The sequence below is a fragment of the Thermomonospora curvata DSM 43183 genome (genome assembly GCF_000024385.1).
GTDB lineage: Bacteria > Actinomycetota > Actinomycetes > Streptosporangiales > Streptosporangiaceae > Thermomonospora > Thermomonospora curvata.
On the sequence record NC_013510.1, the window covers coordinates 5,434,497 to 5,451,513 of the forward strand.

Here is a 17,017-nt window from a genome sequence, read left to right on the forward strand (position 1 = left end):
CCATGCCCACCAAGGGATTCCGAGGAGCGATCTTCGACGTCGACGGCGTCCTGGTCGATTCGCCGCACGAGCAGGCCTGGCGGGAGTCGCTGCGGGAGCTGATGGAGGGCGAGTGGGCCGACATCCGCCCGCGGACCCGCTGGTCCCCGCAGGCCTTCACCCCGGAGGTCTACCAGCGGGTCATGTCCGGCAAGCCCCGGATGAGCGGGGCGCTGGCGGGGCTGGAGTACTTCCAGGTCCCCGACGCCGACAAGCGGGTGGAGACCTACGCGGCGCGCAAGCAGCAGATGGTGATCCGCCTGATCGAAGAGGGGCGTTTCACCGCCTACCCGGATGCGCTGCGGTTCGTGCTGGCCGTCCGCGGCGCCGGTCTTTCGCTGGCGGCGGCCTCCTCCTCCAAGAACGCCGGGCTGTTCCTGCGGCGGATCCGCCTGGATTCCTTCGCCCGGCGGGAGGGCCTGTCGTATGACTTCATCCGGCCGGGCCTGACGCTGCTGGACTTCTTCGACGCCGACCTGTCGGGACGGGACCTGGCCCACGGCAAACCCCACCCGGAGATCTTCCTGAACGCCGCCGCCGAGCTGTCGGTCCCGCCCGCCGACTGCTTCGTGGTGGAGGACGCGGTCAGCGGGGTGCAGGCCGCCAAGGCCGGGGGGATGGCCGCGCTGGCGGTCTCCCGCGCCGACGACGCGGAGCTGCTGGCCGGCGCCGGCCCGGACCTGCTGGTCACCTCCCTGGACGAGGTGGACGTGGCGGGCCTGGCCGAGCACCGCCTGGCGAGGCGCCCGGCGGCCACGGTGGGCGCATGACCGGCGAAGGTGGTCACGGATGAAGCGCAGGGAAATGACCAGAAGCGCGGGAGCGGGACGGGCCGCGCCCCCGGTCCGCGTGGTGCATCTGGGGCTGGGGAACTTCCACCGCTCCCACCAGTGCTGGTACACCGAGCACGCCCCGGACGCCGAAGAGTGGGGGCATGCCGCCTTCAGCGGACGCGACCGCGCCCTGCCCGCGCGGCTCACCGCCCAGGAGGGCCTGTACACGCTGGTCACGCGGGCCGCCGAGGGGGACCGTTTCGAGGTGATCGGCAGCCTGGCGCAGGCGTACCCGGGCACCGCCCACGAGGAGTGGCTGCGCCTGCTCGGCTCACCGCAGACCGCCGTGGTCACCGTCACCATCACCGAGGCCGGGTATCTGCGCCGGCCGGGCGGCGGCCTGGACCGCGACCGGCCGCAGGTCCGGGCGGACGCGGCGGCGCTGCGGGAGAGGCCGGACGCGCCGGTGCGGACCGCCCCGGCGCGGCTACTGGCCGGGCTGGCCGCCCGGTGCCGGGCCGACGCCGGGCCGCTGGCCCTGGTCTCCTGCGACGACCTGGCCCGCAACGGCGAGATCGCCGTCGAAGTGGTGCGCGACATGGCGGAGCTGGTCGATCCCGGCCTGGCCGGCTGGCTGGAGGACAACGTCTCGGCCGTCACCACCGCGGCCGACCGGATCACCCCGCGCACCGCCCCGTCCGACCTGCTCACCGTGGCGGAGGCCACCGGCCGCGACGATGAGGCCCCCGTCGTCGCCGAGCCGTTCTGCGAGTGGGTGCTCTGCGGGGACTTCCCCGCCGGACGGCCCCGCTGGGAGGACGCCGGCGCCACGCCGGCCGACGACATCACCCCGTTCGAGCAGCGCAAGCTGTGGCTGCTCAACGGCGCCCACTCGCTGCTGGCCTACGCCGGGGCGATCTTGGGCCGCACCACCGTCGCCGAGGCGTTCGCCGACGACGACTGCCGGGAGTGGGTGGAGCAGTGGTGGGACGAGGCCTCGGCGCACCTGACGCAGCCCGTCGAGGAGGTGATGGCCTACCGCAAGGCGCTGGCCGAGCGGCTGGCCAACCCGCGGATCCACCACACCCTGGCCCAGATCTCCACCGACGGCTCGCAGAAGCTGCCGGTCCGGATCCTGCCGGTGCTGCGCGCCGAACGCTCGGCCAAGAACATGCCCGAGGCCGCCGCGCGGCTGCTGGGGGCGTGGGTGTGCCACCTGCGCGGATGCGGGGGCCAGGTGGACGACGTGCGCGCCGATGAGCTGATCATGCTGGCGACCGGCCCGCTGCCGGTGGCCGTGCGGCGCGTCCTGGACGCCCTCGACCCGCGGCTCGGCGCCGACGACGACCTGGCGGCCGCGGTGACCTCCGAGGCCGAACGGTTCTCCAACATCGGCGTCCGGTGAGCCTTTTCGCGGCACGCGGCCGCGGGCGGGAGTCTTTTTCCGCGCCGTCACCGGCCGCACCGAAACCGCTCTGACCTGCGGGAACGGGGTGCCGGGAAAGGCTTGCCGGCCATCGGGCCGGGGGATTGACGGGGAACGCGGTATTGCCGACGGCCGCGTTCCCCTTTTATGGTCGCGATGATCTCTGTAAGGGAGCGTTGACCGGGTTTCTCCCACCCCCCGGAGGAGCGTTCGATGCCCCGCTGTGTTTCCGCGGCCGTTGCGGCTTCGCTCGTTGCAATCCCCCTGGTCGTGCAGGTGCCCGCGGCGCACGCCGCCGACGGGGTGCGGACGGTGCGGGTCCGCTCTTTCGACGGCGTCCGGCTGGTCACCAACTTCTTCCCCGCCGCCGGGCTGCGCCCCGGCCACCGGGCACCGACGATCATGGTCGGGCACGGCTGGGGCGGGCGGGGCGAGACCGACCCCGACGCCGGGCAGGTCGGGCTGCTGCGCAAGGCCGGCTACAACGTGGTGACCTGGAACGCGCGGGGCTTCGGCTCGGGCGGCCGGGCCAACCTCAACCACCACCGCATCGAGGGACGCGACTCGGTGGCGCTGATCAACTGGATCGCCCGGCAGCCGGAGGCGCTGCTGGACCGGCCCGGCGACCCGCGGCTGGGCATGGCCGGCAGCAGCTACGGCGGCGGCATCCAGCTGGTGACCGCCGGGGTGGACCGCCGGGTGGACGCGATCGTCCCCGGCTTCACCTGGAACTCCGTCACCCGGTCGCTGTACCCGGAAGAGGCGTTCCGGTCCGGGTGGGCGGGCCTGCTGTGCCTGTCCGGGCACGCCCAGGGCAACCGGGTCGCCCCGAAGCTGTCGCAGGGCTGCGCCGCCGGGCTGGCCTCCGGCCGGATCCCCGCCGACGTGCAGCGGTGGTTCGCCGCCCGCGACCTGACCGCGCAGGTCAAGAAGGTCCGCATCCCGACGCTGCTGATCCAGGGCACCATCGACACCCTGTTCCCGCTGCGGCAGGCCATCGCCAACCACCGGCTGCTGAAGGCCGGCGGCGCCCCGGTCAAGATGGTCTGGTACTGCGGCGGGCACGGCGAATGCACCACCGCCACCGGTCCCCGGGGGTACCTTGAGCGGCTCACGGTGCAGTGGTTCGACCGGCACCTCAAGCGCGACCGCTCGGTCTCCACCGGCCCCGCTTTCGAGTACATCGACCAGCACGGCACGTTCCGGGGCGGCTCCTACCCGCTGCCCGCCCGCAAGCCGGTCAAGACCACCGCGCCGCGCGCCCGCAAGCTGCTCATCAACGACTTCAACAAGTCCGGGGAGCGCACGGCCGCCGGCAAGGCCAAGAACGGCCTGACCTTCCGGCTGCGGAGCTTCACCGGCATGTCGGTGGGCTCGCCCCGCCTGACCTTCACCTACAAGGGCCGGGCCAACCACGCCAAGACGTTCGTCTACGCCCAGCTCGTCGACCTGGCCACCGGCAAGGTGCTGGGCAACCAGGCCACGCCCATCCCCATCGTGCTGGACGGCCGCACCCGCACCGTGACGCGCGAGCTGGAGGCCATCGCCTGGAAGTTCACCCCCGGCAGCCGGATCGCGCTGCAGATCATCCCCAACACCGCCCTGTTCTACCGGCAGCGCGCCCTCGGCACCGTGACGATCTCCAAGACCTCCATCACCCTTCCCCGCGTCCACCCCGGGAAGGTCACCGCCCGCTGACACCCGGGCCGGGCCGGGTCGCGGCGACGGTGTGCGGGCGGCGCGACCCGGCCATGGACGGCGGCGCGGAGAAGCCGTCATCTGAGCGCGCTTGCGTCCGCCTCTCCGCGCGTCCCCTGCCCGCACGGCTTGGAGGTCTTCCTGGCCCCCTGACCGGCGGCGCCATTGTGACCCGCAAAAACATGGCCATCCGGATTTCCGGAACACCACTGTCGGGGGCGAGGTGCGGTGACCATCGCCACACCCGAATTGGAATGCTCCAATCTTTTCGTTAAGGCGTATTCACGTCGCTACGCTGCTGGCGCCCCGGTCACCCTTCATAAGGGAAGTGCATGCCGTCCCTAAGCCAGGAAAAGCCTTTCTTGCTGCAACGGACCGCCAAGCGCTCCCCGGCCGCAGTGGTGGGAGCCGCCGTGCTGGTGGCCGTGCCGCTCCTTTGGAGAGGCCTCGGCGGTGTCTTCGGGCTCCTTTGCGCTCTCGCACTGGCGATCGGCGGAGCGATCCTGCTGGTGCGCACCCTGTGGTACCGGCTGGTGATCGATGCGGACGGCATCCGCCACCGGGGTTTCGGCCCGGAGAGTTTCACGCCCTGGAGCGAGGTGACCGGCATCACCGACCCCGGGCCGTCGGGAGCGGTGACGGTCACCCGCAGGGGAAAGCCCCCGCTGGTGCTGAAACTGCCGCCCGTACCGGCCCTGGGAGAGCCGGACCCGGACGAGCTCCTCACCACCATGCGCGAGCTGGCCGGACTGCCGGTCCCGGCGCGGCCGGCTCCGGCCGGGGAAAAGGCCGCCGCGAAGCCGTACGCGGGCCGGCCCTCCCGGTCGGCCCTGTGCTGGGTGATCCCGGTACTCCTGCTGTCGGCGGCCGTGATGGTCTTCTTCTTCACGTCGTACTCCCGCATCTCCGCCCTGGGGGCGGTGAGCGTCGCCTATCACACGCGGCTGCTCCTGCTGTTGCTGCTGGGCCGTACCGAGGCCGGCCGGGCGGGGCTGCGCAACCGGACGGTGTTCCGGGACCGCCGGGTGCCGTGGAGCCGGGTGAGGCATCTGGAGGTGGTGCCCACTCCCTTCGGCCGCCTGGTGGTGGCCGTGTCCGAGGAAAGCGGCCGGATCGCGCTGGCGGCGCCCCGCGAAGGACTGGCGGCCCGCAACGGCCGACTCGAGGCCGACCTGGCAGCGTTGATCGCCACAGCCGGCCGGAAAGTGCCCGTCCATCCCCTGCCGTCCCGGCTGCGGCTGCTGTACGTCGCGATCTCCGTGGCATGCGTGCTGATCCCGGTGACGGCGGAGAAACCCTGGCTGGACCCGTGGTGGCCGAGCCGGCATGAGGCCACCGCGCTTCCGGACGCGTGCATGGCCACCGATCAGACCGCGGTGCGGCGGCTGGTTCCCGGTTCCACGCCGGACCACAGCTCTTCGATGGGTTCCGGCGTGGACAGATGCAGATGGAGCAGACCCAGTGCCCCGTTCCGGGGCGCAGAACTTCACTACAGGCTGGTGAGCCGGATCGGCGACGACGGCGCCACCGAGCGGGCGATTGAGGAGATGCGAAAGTACCGCGGCGACGGCGCCACATCGATCCCCGGCCTCGGCGACGAAGCGCTCACGAAATCCGCCCCCCTCCCCAGCGGTATCAACCACGTCGAGCTGTGGGCCAGACGCGCCAACGTCATCGTCTACGTGAAGTACACCGGACGCTCTTCCGTCCCTGTGGCCGAGACGGAAATGGAAAACCTCGCCCGCCACGCCCTCGACCACATCCGCCTGGAGTGAGCCCCGCCGTCGAGATCACCCAGCGTCTTCCAGGCGGACCATCAGGCGGGTCATCAGCCCTTCGGGCGGGGTGTCGGCGGGATTGTTCAGATAGACCTCCCGGAGCGGGCCGGCCGGGACGTGGCCGTGCTCGCCGCACCAGGCCAGCAGGCCGTGCCCGGTCAGGTCGATCTGCTCATAGGGGCCGGTGTGCACGGCGGCGGCGAAGACACCGCCCGGCAGCACCTCGTCGGCCCGTTCGGCGGGCACCTCGGCCGCCACGGCCACCGTGAACTCCTCCGCCAGGTCCTGGGGGAACAGGCCGATCAGCGGGCCGGAGGGGGTGCCGCCGTCCAGTTCGCCCAGCAGGCGGGCCACGCAGCGGGAGGTGCTGTCGGCGATGGTGGCGGGGGTGGCGACCTCGCGGACGAGCCGGACGTGACGGGCCGGCTCCTGCAGCACGGTGACCTCGACGCGGGGCAGCCCTTCGGCCAGCACCCGCTCCAGCGCCGCCAGCATGCGCCTGCGGCGCTCCAGCTCGGCCTCCATCCGGTCGCGGACCTCGCCCAGCGTCCCGGCCAGGTCCGCGCCGGCCAGCACCCGGCCGATCACCGGCAGCGGCACATCCAGCGAGCGCAGCAGCCCGATCACCATCGCCTCGCGGGCCTGGGAGGCCCGGTAGTAGCGGTAGCCGGAGCCCGGATCGACCCGGGCGGGTTTCAGCAGGCCGAGTGCGTCGTAGTGGCGCAGTTGCTTGACGCTCAGCCGGCACAGCCGGGCGAAGCGTCCGATCGGCAGGAGTTCGTCGCTCACCCTCCCAGCCTCACCCCTCCCACAGGGGGAGAGTCCAGCCCGGTGGATCTCACGGCCGGGCCGACAGACCGGTGCAGCCGCGCAGCCCCACCCAGCGCCGGTACTCGGCCCTGGCCTCCGCGCCGGTCAGCAGGCGGGGCAGGCCGCCGACGATCCGGGCGGGCTTCCAGACGGCCTTGGTGACCCGGCGGCCTTCGACCTTCAGCAGCAGCACACCGGAGTTGGCCGTCTGCCCGTTGGCCGAGTAGAAGACGAAGTTGCCCAGCCCGTAGTGGACGTACTTGCCCTTGAGGAAACCGCCGCCCAGCGGGATGTGGGCGTGGCCGCCGACGATGATGTCGGCGCCGGCCGCGATGAGCTTTTCGGCCAGCTCCTTTTGCCTCGGCAGCGGGCAGGGCTGCAGTTCCGCGCCCCAGTGCAGGTAGACGACCACGATGTCGGAGCCCTTGCGGGCGTCCTCGACCGCCTGCACCATGCGCTCGACGTTCTTGGCGGAGGCCAGGCCGGCCTTGGTGTCGGTGGCCGTCCAGGCCGGGATCAGGTGGTCGTCGAGCACCTGCGTGGCGGCGACCACCGCCAGCCTGTTGCCCTTGACGGTCGTCCGGTACGCCCGGTAGGCCTCGTCGGCGTTCCTGCCGACGCCCGGGACGGGGAAGCGGGACTTTCTGATGGCCGCCAGCGAGTCGCGCAGGCCGGACTCCATGAAGTCCATGCCGTGGTTGTTGGCGATGGTGGTGGCGTCCACCCCGGCCGCTTTGAGGGCGGTGAGCGCCGAGGGCGGGGCGCGGAAGACGAACTGCTTGTTGGGCGCGGGGGTGCCGCCGGTGGTGATGGCGGTCTCCAGGTTGACCATGGCGAAGTCGGCGGCGCGCAGCGTCCTGGCGATGGGGCCGAGCGCGGTCCCGGGGTTGGCCAGCCGGGCCCGCAGGTGTCCTTCGAAGTGCACGTCCCCGCCGAACGCCAGGATGATCGGCTCCTTGGCCGGGGCGGTCGGGGTGCGCCGCACGGCCGGTGCGGAGGCCGCCGGGGAGGTGACCTCGCCGCGGGCCTCGGTGCCGCCGTTCCCGCCGCACGCGGCGGCCAGCAGCGCCAGCCCCGCCAGTAGCGCCCCTACGGTGCTCGTCCTTCGCACAGGCCCCTACCTCCGCGTCTGAAGTCGCCTCAGCCTAGCCACACCTACCGGGACGCTTGAGAAAGCACCCACGGTTACGAAGCGCCCGGTCGTCGAGACGCGATTCACGGCCCCGGGGTGCCGGGGGACGGGGAGGCGGTGACGTCGGCGCAGGACCGCAGCCCCTCCCAACGGGCGATGGCCTGCTGGGCCTCGGTCCCGCTCAGCGGCTGCGGGATGCCGCCGGTGATGAAGGCCGGCGTCCACACCGCCTTGGTGACCTTGGCGCCCTGCAGGCGCGGGCGGCCGGCGGGCGGGTCGAAGGTGAGGGTCAGCACCCCGGTCTGCCCGGTGACGGGGCCGGAGTTGTAGAAGACGAAGTTGCCCAGCCCGTAGTGGACGTACTTGCCCTTGAGGAAGCCGCCGGCCTGCAGCACGTGGGCGTGGCCGCCGACCACCGCGTCCGCCCCGGCCGTCACGAGCCGGTCGGCCAGTTGCCGTTGCGCGTCGGTGGCGCACTGCTCCAGCTCCCGGCCCCAGTGCACGTTGACGATCAGCACGTCGTAGCGGTGGCGGTTCGCCTTCACCTCCTGCACCAGGCGCTGGGCGTCCTTGGCGGAGGCCAGGCCGGGCTTGGTGTCGGTGGCCGTCCACGCCTCGATCAGGTGGTCGTCGAGCACCTGGGTGGCGCCGATGACGCCGATCCGGGTGCCGCGGACCACGGTCTCCCACGGTTTGTAGGCCTCGGCGGCGTTGTTGCCGATGCCCACCACCGGGAATCCGGCCTGCTTTGCGGCGGCCAGCGAGTCGCGCAGACCGGTCTCGCCGTAGTCCATGCCGTGGTTGTTGGCCATCGTCGCCACGTCCACCCCGGCGGCCTTGAGGGCGGTGAACGCGGTGGGCGGGGCGCGGAAGACGAACTGCTTGGGGGCCGGGGTGCCGCCGGTGGTGATGGCGGTCTCCAGGTTGACCATGGCCACGTCGGCGGCGCGGAGCGTCTCGGCGATGGGCCCCAGGGCGGTGGCCGGGTCGCTGTCGAGCCGGGCGCGGATCTGGCCTTCGAAGTGCACGTCCCCGCCGAAGGCCACGGTGACCGGGCCGGCGCCCGGCGCGCCGTAGCCGTTGGCGTCGTCCACCACCGATGACAGCGGCCCGCACCCGCTGACCAGCGCCATCGCCGACAGCATCGCGCCCGCCGCCGCGACCCGCGACCGACGTCCCATCTGCCACCTCCACGTGCCGCCCCGTATGCGTGGTTGGACGCCGCCCACTGAGGCCCGGTTCGCGCCGGTCATGGGGGTCTGTCGGGGAGGTCTCTTTGAGCCGAACCGGCAAATCCGGGCACACTCGACTTAAGCGGCGGTTCGTTGGCGAATCCCGGCGGCTTGACGAGCGTCACGGAAGGACCCGGCTTTGGACGTGGACCGGATCAGGGCGGAGACACCCGGTTGCGCGGAGGTCGTCCACCTCAACAACGCCGGGGCCGCCCTGCCGCCCGCCGTCGTCCGCGACACCGTGCTGGCGCATCTGGAGCTGGAGAGCCGCATCGGCGGGTACGAGGCGGCCGACGCCGCCGCGCCGCAGTTCGCCGCCTCCTACCGGGTGCTGGCGGAGCTGATCGGGGCCGAGCCGGACGAGATCGCCTTCGTGGAGAACGCCACCCGCGCCTGGGACATGGCCTGCTACGCCATCCCGTTCCGTCCCGGCGAGCGCATCTTGACCACCACCAGCGAGTACGCCAGCAACGCGCTGGGCTTCCTGCAGGCGGCCCGGCGGCACGGCGCGGTGGTGGAGGTGGTGCCGGACGACGGGCACGGGCAGCTGTGCCTGGAGTCGCTGGAGCGGATGCTGGCGGCCGGGAACGTCAAGCTGGTGGCGATCAACCACGTGCCCACCCACGACGGGCTGGTCAACCCGGCGGCCGAGGTGGGCCGGCTGACCCGCCGGGCGGGCGCGCTGTACCTGCTGGACGCCTGCCAGTCGGTGGGGCAGCTGGTGGTGGACGTCCGGGAGATCGGCTGCGATCTGATGTCGGCGACCGGGCGCAAGTTCCTGCGGGGTCCGCGCGGCACCGGCTTTCTGTACGCGCGGCGGGAGGTGGCGCGGGAGCTGGAGCCGCCGCTGGTGGACCTGCGCGCCGCCGACTGGACCGGTCCGAACTCCTATGAGCTGCGCCCGGACGCCCGGCGGTTTGAGACCTGGGAGCGTTTTGCGGCCGGGCAGCTCGGTTTGGCCGCCGCCGCGTCCTACGCTCTGGAGCTGGGGCTGGAGGCGATCGAGGCGCGGGTGGTGTCGCTGGCCGAGCGGCTGCGCGCCCTGCTGGCCGACCTGCCCGGCGTCACGGTGCACGACCGGGGACGTCTCAAGAGCGGGATCGTCACCTTCACCCACGAGAGCGTGGAGGCCGCCCGGATCGTGGAGCGCCTGGCCGCCGCCCCGCGCCGGATCAACGCCCGGGTGAGCGAGCAGACCTACCGCTATGACGCGGGCGTCACACCGCCGCCCCGGGTGCGCCTGTCGCCGCACTACTACAACACCGAAGAGGAGCTTGAGCTGGCCGTGTCCGCCATAGCCGCCGCCGTCGGCTGAACGGGCCTCACCCCCCGGGGGGACGCTCACCCGAAGCAAGCAAGTATCATTCATTATCTTGAATCATTCAGGTTTAGGAGTCCCGAAGTGCCGCCCGTAACCGCCCACCCGGCCAAGTCGCCCGAGCCGCTCCCGCCGGCCGACGCGCTGCGCAGCGCGGGCCTGCGGGTCACCGCGGCCAGGGTCGCGATCCTGGAGGCCGTGCGCTCCGGCGACCACCTGGTCGCCGAGGCCGTGGCCGAACGGGTCCGGCAACGGGTGGGCACCGTCTCCACCCAGGCCGTCTACGAGGCCCTGCACGCCCTCACCAAGGCCGGCCTGCTGCGCCGCATCGAACCGGCCGGCAGCCCCGCCCGCTACGAAGGCCGCATCGGCGACAACCACCACCACCTGGTCTGCCGCCGCTGCGGCGCGATCACCGACGTGGACTGCGCGGTGGGCCGGGCCCCCTGCCTGGAACCCTCCGCCGACGCCGGCTACCAGATCGACGAGGCCGAGGTCATCTACTGGGGGCTGTGCCCGTCCTGCCGGCGGTCCGCCCCGGAGGGGTGACCGCCGGTCAGGCGCGCTTGGCGCCGAGGGCCTTCATCGCCTTCGGCCAGGCCCGGTGCATCTCCCGCTCCCAGTAAGGCCAGGCGTGCCAGCCGTCGCCGTAGAAGTGGGTCGTCACCGGGATCTTCAGCTTCCGCAGCCGGGCCGCGAAGGCCTTGGAGGTGTCACCGGTGACCTGCTCGCTGAGCCCGCCCAGCACCCGCTTGCGCAGCGCCTCCTCGGGGCTGAGGTTCTTGGGGTCCAGCGGGCCGGGCTCGCCGGTGGTGCCCGAGGAGACGTACAGGCCGATGCCGCGCAGCCGCGGCGCCAGGTCGTAGGGGTTGTGGGCCTTCCAGTTCGCCTCGTGCACGCCCGGCACGCCCCAGATCTTGTAGGGGTCGTCGTTGCCGACCCGGGCGTTGAGCGCCATGAGGATCTGCGGCACCCCCGGCTTGCGGATGTGCAGCGTCCCGCTGAAGGCCGCCACGTACTTGAACAGGCGCGGGTGACGGCCGGCGTAGGACATCGCGCCCAGGGCGCCGGCGGAGATGCCCATCACCGCCCGCCGCTTGCCGGCCCGCAGGTTGCGCTCCACGAGCTGGCGCACCTCGAGCGTGTGGTGGGTCTCCCACTTGGGGCGCCCGCCCTTGCCGTAGTTGTAGTGGTTGACGAACCCGCCGAACTGGCCGTTGTAGGGCAGGACCACCATGACGTTCCAGCGGGCCGCGACCTTGCGCAGGTCGGTCTGGCGGACCCAGGTGGTGTGGTCGTCACCGCCGCCCCCGGCGTACATGTAGACCGTCGGCCAGGTCCGCTTGGCGGTCCGCTTCCAGCCCTTGGGCAACAGCACCAGCGCCTTGAGCTTCTTGCCCACCGCGGGCGAGCGCATGGTGAGCTCCAAGGCGCGCGAGTCCAGCCGGCGCACCTTGACGATCTTCGCGCCGTTGTCGGCGGGCCGGTAGGCGGCGGCCGCCGCCGGGGCGGCCGGAACCAGCGTGCACCCCAAAGCCAGCGCGCCCGCCGCCGCGGCGGCCCGGCGCACGCCCTGGGAAAGCCTCATATCGGCGGTCCTCTCCCTGCTTCCGATGCGACGCGCCGCGCCGGCGCCCCGGCGCGGCGCGCGAAACCACCGCATGTAAGTGACCAGACCCTAGTCCCCCACCGGCCGGGCGGGATACTGCCGTTTCCGACGATTTCCCCCCGCCGCCCTCGTCGATCTTGTTATGGCCCTGACAACGTTCCCGCCGACGGCCCCCGGTTTTCGAGCAAGGTGCGCAGCCGCGCGGCGGCGCGCAGCAGCGCGGCCCACTCCGCGGCCTGCGGGTCGACCTGCCGGTGGGCGGTGAAGAGCGGGTTGAGCTCCACCCTCTTGCCCTCTTCGGCGGCGTGCCTGCGGACCGCGTCCAGCATGGCCGGCACCGGGTCGCGGCCCAGGGACCTCTCCAGCGAACCCATCAGCTCATCGAGCAGGGCGAGATCGTCGCCGGGCGGCGGAAAGACGACCGCGCCGGCGCAGCGGCGCCGCTGCTCCTCGTAGCGGTCCTCCCAGAAGCACACCCGCCAGCCGGGCCACAGCTCCCGCAGCGCCGGCACCAGCCCGGTGCCGGTCCCGCCCAGCCACACCCCGGCGGTGCGGTCGGCGAGGTCCAGATGCAGCCCGCTCACCGGAAGCTCCGGCAACTCCAGCCGGTCGAGCCCGCGCACGGTCAGCCGCTCCAGCAGGGCCGGCCCCTGCCAGGCGGTGTGGCAGTCCTCCAGGAACGGGTAGGCGGTCACCCCGCCCGACTCGTCCCGGACGGTGAGCAGGTGGCAGGGCCAGTCCGGGTCGGTGTGCAGCTCCTTGGGCAGGCGCCGCGCGTCCTCGTCGATCGAGCGGACGACCCGGCGGTCCACGCCGACATGGGCGGCCAGGTCGCCCAGGCCGTCATAGGCCCACCGGATGCTCCACCCCGGCCAGGTCAGCTCCAGCAGCCGCAGGAAGACCCGCTTGGCCGGCAGGTCCAGCGTCAGGTCGTCCCCGTAGAAGATCAGCCGGCGGGTGAGGTGGTCCACCACCGCGCCGCCCTCGGCCCACACATCGTCCAGCCAGTCGCGTTCGCGGTCCCGGCAGAGCCGCTGCGCGGCGATGAAACGGGTGGCCGCCTGCGGGCCGGGGGCCAGCACCGAGCGGATCCGAACGGCCGCCCAGTGGGAGTAATACAGCCGCCAGCCCGCCTCATCGACCAGGACGAAATTCGCACGATGGCCCATGGGCCGATGCTCGCCCGCCGGCCGTCCCGGCCACAACGCGTTTTCTGTGTCCTCGTTCGGCTGAGCCGGCAAAGATCAATCTGTAACCATCTGAACACGGAGCGGAACATCGGTGCGTCCCGATGCGTCTATCCGGCTAGTCCGCGTGAATGAGCCGACCTTGGAGCACTCGATGGCCGGCAGCCCGCCCTTCGATTCCCTCTCAGGCGCCTCAGGCGTGCCGGTGTCCGGCGAGGAGCCCTCCGGCGACCCGTTTCAGCCCTTCGACAAGGTCCGCCAGTTCCTGTGCGCCTTCGACCGGATGCGGACGCGCCCCACCTGGCGGCAGGGGGACGTCCCGCTGCCGATCGTGTCCATATCCGGGCCGGCCGAGGCGACCGCAGCCGTCGCCCAAGCGCTCGAAGAGCGGTGCGAGGGCACCCCGTATGCGCGATTGACCACCCAGCCCGTCCCCGAGCCCAGAAGACCGGGCGGCGCCGCGGACATCCCGCTGCACCGGTGCGTCGGGGCGGCCTTGGGAACGGCCGCCCACGGCCTGGCCGCGGCCACGCCGCGCGGCGAGCCGCGGCTGCGGTTCCCGCTGCTGACCCAGGTGCTGTGGCTGCTGGAACTGCAGATCAGCGCCTTAGGGCCGGACCGCCTGCGCGAGGAGGTGCGCCGGGAGATCCGGCAGCGCCGCCAGCTGCGCCGGGGCAACGCAGCCGACCAGCGGATGTTCTGGGCGAACGTGCGCTCCTATGCCGACGAGCGGCTGCCGTTTTGGGCGTCGATCACCGCGCTGGCCGGGCTGAACTGGGTGGAACGCCTCACCATGCTCGTCAGCCTGGTGATCGTCATCGGGTGCATGGTCGCCGGGGCGGTCCACGTGCTGCTGCGCTCGCGCCCGTGGACCGGGCGGCACCGGTACCGCTGGCTGTTGCGCCAGCCCTACCTCTCCCCGCCCCGCAACAGGCCGCACAACTTCGTGGAGTTCGCGGTCCGGGTACTGCAGGCCCGGCGGCTCAGCGAGGCGGATCCCTGTGCCGCCCTTCCCCCTCAGGACGCCGGCAAGGCCGACCACGACCTGGCCTGCCTACTGGTGAACGCCTTCCTAGAGGACCTACGCCAGGAGTACCGGCGCGGCCGGCGGCGGCCGTGGCGGCGGGCTTCGTGGGCCCGCACCGTCTACCCGGTGCTATTGCTGGACGGGCCGGACATGCGGCTGGTGCAGCTGGTGGAGGAGGTCCGCGCCACGACCTGCTCTGCAGACCCGCTGTTGGTGGTCGTCATGGGCCGGCCCGAGACCTCCGAGCCCGGGACCGACCCGGCGTTGGAGCGTCCCGTGCGTCCCGAGCAGATGGCGGTGGCCTGGCAGCGGTGGGGGGAGTCCTGGGCCAAGGACCGCGCGCTCGGCTCACGCCGGGTGCTGCGGATCGGCCTGGAAGCCGCAGACACCGACTTCCGCAACCGGAGCGCAGGCCACTACCGGGGACGGCGCCGTCCGTTCCTGGCGCATCCCGCCCTCCCCTGGCTGGTGACCGCGGCTTTGGTGCTGAGCTTCCTGACGCGGGTCGTCGAGGTGAACTGGGACAGGTGCGCACCCGGCATCCGGCGCGTCGAGACCGGAGAGTGCATCGGGATCAGCGACGGGAGCTTCGTCTTCCACAAGCGCCTGAAGACCGCGCTGAAGCACATCCAGGAGGCCAATGAGAGCATCCTGGAATCTGGACGGCCGTACGTCACGGCGGTCTACATCGGTGGCTTGAGCCGCACCCGCGAACCAGCCGTCGGCGGCGATGACCTGTTGTCGGACGTCCACGGCGAGCTGCTGGGCCTGGCCCTGGCCCAGCGCGAGCTGATCAGAACCGGCGGTGACGGCAGCAAGCTGCAGTTGCGCCTGCTAGTGGCCAACAGCGGCCACTACTACCGATTCGCCGAGCAGGTCGCCCGGCAGGTGCTGGAACTGGCCGAGCAGGATCCCACTGTGGTGGGCGTACTCGGCCTGGGGGAGAGCCATCGGCACGTCGACAAGGCCATCCGGCTCCTGGGGCAGCGCTCGATCCCGATGATCAGCACGACGGCGACCTTCGACGACATGGGCCGTCTGCCGGGCCGGAATTCCTATATCCCCTCCCTGTTTCCGCTGGCGCCCCCGAACAGCGTGCTGGCCGAGCACACGGTCCGCTGGGCGCTGGAAGGCATTCAAGAGTTGGACATCCCCGCCCTCGACAGGGCGATCGTCTTCACCGACACCACGGCCCAGGACCTGTACGGCAAGGATCTGGGACGCAGATACCTGGAAAAACTGGGCAACCGCGGCCAGGAGGTCAGCTTCGCCAACAGCGGGGAGCTCGCCAAGAGGGCTACTGAGATCTGCTCGGGGGCCGATCCTCCCAAGACGGCCTTCTACGCCGGACGAGCCGAGCACTTCAAGGGTTTCCTCACCGCGCTCACCACCTCTGGGTGCGGGCAGGTGACGGTATTCGCCAGCGACGGGGTGACCCAGTACGCCAACGACCACGCCACCGAGCTCAGCCGCGACAGCCGAGTGCGGCTCCTATTCACGCCGCTGGCCTCGCCTACCGCGTGGAAAGAGGAGGAAGGGCACCGCCCGGACTTCTACGGCGCGATGAACGAAACACTCAGATCGCTGAGGCTGGACCGGCTGCGGGCAGAGGAGCAGCCCTCCAGGGAGTATGCGGCGCAGGGCCGGGACGCGGCCGACATCCTGGTCCGCGCCGCCCAGGCGGCCCTGATCGGGCAGGGTGGCCACGCCCCGGTGCCGGACCGGGGCGGGGTGCTGCTGGCCCTGCAGACAATGCCCCCGGTCGACGGCGCGAGCGGCCTGATCAAACTGCACGGCGCTGCGAACGGCCACCATGCCCTCGACCGTCCGGTCCTGCTGGTCACCTTGAACCAAAGCGGCGAGCAGGTCCTGGTGCGCCAGTGCGGCCGGCTGTACGCCGCCCAGGAGAAGCGATGCTGAAGCTCGTCCCCGCACCAAGACGGGCGAAAATCCGTCCCGGTGCGGGGACTGTGGATTCACTGCTGGACCGGAGCCTCCTGGGAAGCCGGCTGGTAGGCGGTGGCGCCGCCAGAGGGCTGGGCGGGGGCGTTCAGCGCCGGCGGGCCGTCCTGCCCGGAGGTCTTCTCCTCGGCGGCGGGCTTGGCGGACTCACCATCGTCGCCCTGGCCGCCGAACGCCTTGGAGACCGCCTGCAGGGCGCCGGTGACCTCGCTGGGGATGACGAAGAAGGTGTTGCCCTGGCCCTTGGCCAGTTCCGGCAGCATCTGCAGGTACTGGTAGGCCAGCAGCTTGGGGTCGGCGTTGTGGCGGTGGACGGCGTCGAAGACCCGTCCGATGGCCTCCGCCTGGCCTTCCGCCTCCAAGATCGCGGCGGCCTTGGCGCCCTCGGCGCGCAGGATGGCGCTCTGCTTTTCGCCTTCGGCGGTCAAGATGGCCGACTGGCGGGCGCCCTCGGCGGTCAGGATCGCGGCGCGCTTGTCCCGCTCGGCCCGCATCTGCTTCTCCATCGCCTCCTGGATGGTCGGCGGCGGGTCGATGGCCTTGATCTCCACCCGGTTGACCCGCACGCCCCACTTGGTGGAGGCGTCGTCCAGCACCGCGCGCAGCTGGGTGCTGATCTGCTCCCGGGAGACCAAGGTGGCCTCCAGGTCCAGGCTGCCGATCACGTTCCGCAGCGTGGTGATGGTCAGCTGCTCGATCGCCTTGATGTAGTCGGCGATCTCGTACTGGGCCGCCCGCGGGTCGGTGACCTGGAAGTACTGGACGGTGTCGATGTGGACGACCAGGTTGTCTTCGGTGATGACCGGCTGGGGCGGGAAGGAGACCACCTGTTCGCGCAGGTCGATCAGCGGCCGCACCCGGTCGATGAAGGGGATGACGAAGTTCAGGCCCGCATCCAGGGTGCGCAGGTAGCGGCCGAGCCGCTCCACGTTCGCCGCATGCGCCTGCGGCACGATGCGCACGGTGCGGACCATCACGAGGATCACTACCAGCGCGATGATGATCCCGATGGTCAGTCCGGCCACG

The 17,017-nt window shown here is 71.9% G+C and carries 13 protein-coding genes; 7 read left to right on the top strand and 6 right to left on the bottom strand.

Features of this window, described 5'->3' with window-relative positions:
* Positions 1–2 precede the first annotated feature (2 nt).
* The 4 genes from TCUR_RS23515 to TCUR_RS23530 all read left to right on the top strand — a co-directional run bounded on the left by TCUR_RS23515 (position 3) and on the right by TCUR_RS23530 (position 5,711).
* Positions 3–809 carry an HAD family hydrolase gene (locus TCUR_RS23515; RefSeq protein ID WP_012855094.1) on the top strand — a complete coding sequence of 269 codons (807 nt, stop codon included), beginning with the start codon at positions 3–5 and terminating at the stop codon, positions 807–809.
* A gap of 19 nt (positions 810–828) precedes the next feature.
* Positions 829–2,217 carry a mannitol dehydrogenase family protein gene (locus TCUR_RS23520; protein WP_012855095.1) on the top strand — a complete coding sequence of 463 codons (1,389 nt, stop codon included), beginning with the start codon at positions 829–831 and terminating at the stop codon, positions 2,215–2,217.
* A 291-nt stretch (positions 2,218–2,508) separates the two neighbouring features.
* Positions 2,509–3,936 (top strand): CocE/NonD family hydrolase, encoded by a 1,428-nt coding sequence (locus TCUR_RS23525; RefSeq protein ID WP_245536930.1) that lies wholly within the window; start codon positions 2,509–2,511, stop codon positions 3,934–3,936.
* Positions 3,937–4,298: 362 nt separating this feature from the next.
* Positions 4,299–5,711, top strand: coding sequence for a hypothetical protein (locus tag TCUR_RS23530; RefSeq protein ID WP_041440344.1), 1,413 nt, complete (start codon positions 4,299–4,301; stop codon positions 5,709–5,711).
* A gap of 15 nt (positions 5,712–5,726) precedes the next feature.
* Here TCUR_RS23530 and TCUR_RS23535 read toward each other — a convergent pair whose 3' ends face one another.
* From TCUR_RS23535 to TCUR_RS23545, 3 genes are all read right to left on the bottom strand, one after another.
* Positions 5,727–6,503 (bottom strand): MerR family transcriptional regulator, encoded by a 777-nt coding sequence (locus tag TCUR_RS23535; protein WP_012855098.1) that lies wholly within the window; start codon positions 6,501–6,503, stop codon positions 5,727–5,729.
* A 49-nt stretch (positions 6,504–6,552) separates the two neighbouring features.
* Positions 6,553–7,635, bottom strand: a complete 1,083-nt coding sequence (locus tag TCUR_RS23540; RefSeq protein ID WP_012855099.1) for a CapA family protein — start codon at positions 7,633–7,635, stop codon at positions 6,553–6,555.
* Between the two features lie 104 nt (positions 7,636–7,739).
* Positions 7,740–8,837, bottom strand: a complete 1,098-nt coding sequence (locus TCUR_RS23545; RefSeq protein ID WP_012855100.1) for a CapA family protein — start codon at positions 8,835–8,837, stop codon at positions 7,740–7,742.
* 190 nt (positions 8,838–9,027) lie between these two features.
* Between TCUR_RS23545 and TCUR_RS23550 the strand changes: the two genes are divergently transcribed.
* Together TCUR_RS23550 and TCUR_RS23555 are read left to right on the top strand one after the other, a co-directional pair.
* On the top strand, positions 9,028–10,203 hold the full coding sequence (locus TCUR_RS23550) for an aminotransferase class V-fold PLP-dependent enzyme (RefSeq protein WP_012855101.1): 1,176 nt from the start codon (positions 9,028–9,030) through the stop codon (positions 10,201–10,203).
* A gap of 87 nt (positions 10,204–10,290) precedes the next feature.
* Positions 10,291–10,755, top strand: a complete 465-nt coding sequence (locus tag TCUR_RS23555) for a Fur family transcriptional regulator (protein WP_012855102.1) — start codon at positions 10,291–10,293, stop codon at positions 10,753–10,755.
* A gap of 7 nt (positions 10,756–10,762) precedes the next feature.
* Here the strand turns inward: TCUR_RS23555 and TCUR_RS23560 are convergent, their stop codons facing one another.
* Both TCUR_RS23560 and TCUR_RS25230 read right to left on the bottom strand, forming a co-directional pair.
* The gene (locus TCUR_RS23560; RefSeq protein WP_012855103.1) at positions 10,763–11,794 is read right to left on the bottom strand and encodes an alpha/beta hydrolase; all 1,032 of its coding nucleotides are present in this window, start codon (positions 11,792–11,794) and stop codon (positions 10,763–10,765) included.
* Positions 11,795–11,955: 161 nt separating this feature from the next.
* Entirely contained in the window at positions 11,956–12,984 is a 1,029-nt protein-coding gene (locus TCUR_RS25230) for a hypothetical protein (RefSeq protein WP_012855104.1), read from the bottom strand.
* A gap of 145 nt (positions 12,985–13,129) precedes the next feature.
* Between TCUR_RS25230 and TCUR_RS23570 the strand changes: the two genes are divergently transcribed.
* Positions 13,130–15,949 carry an ABC transporter substrate-binding protein gene (locus TCUR_RS23570; protein WP_148233110.1) on the top strand — a complete coding sequence of 940 codons (2,820 nt, stop codon included), beginning with the start codon at positions 13,130–13,132 and terminating at the stop codon, positions 15,947–15,949.
* A gap of 56 nt (positions 15,950–16,005) precedes the next feature.
* Here the strand turns inward: TCUR_RS23570 and TCUR_RS23575 are convergent, their stop codons facing one another.
* Positions 16,006–17,016: an SPFH domain-containing protein gene (locus tag TCUR_RS23575; RefSeq protein ID WP_012855106.1), complete on the bottom strand. Its 1,011-nt coding sequence runs from the start codon at positions 17,014–17,016 to the stop codon at positions 16,006–16,008.
* Between the last annotated feature and the right edge of the window lies 1 nt (position 17,017).

What these genes read in the sequence shown, in the direction of transcription:
- TCUR_RS23560 (WP_012855103.1), bottom strand. Translation starts at nt 11,794, where the DNA reads ATGAGGCTTTCCCAGGGCGTGCGCCGGGCCGCCGCGGCGGCGGGCGCG.
- TCUR_RS23520 (WP_012855095.1), top strand. Translation starts at nt 829, where the DNA reads ATGAAGCGCAGGGAAATGACCAGAAGCGCGGGAGCGGGACGGGCCGCG.
- TCUR_RS23545 (WP_012855100.1), bottom strand. Translation starts at nt 8,837, where the DNA reads ATGGGACGTCGGTCGCGGGTCGCGGCGGCGGGCGCGATGCTGTCGGCG.
- TCUR_RS25230 (WP_012855104.1), bottom strand. Translation starts at nt 12,984, where the DNA reads ATGGGCCATCGTGCGAATTTCGTCCTGGTCGATGAGGCGGGCTGGCGG.
- TCUR_RS23515 (WP_012855094.1), top strand. Translation starts at nt 3, where the DNA reads ATGCCCACCAAGGGATTCCGAGGAGCGATCTTCGACGTCGACGGCGTC.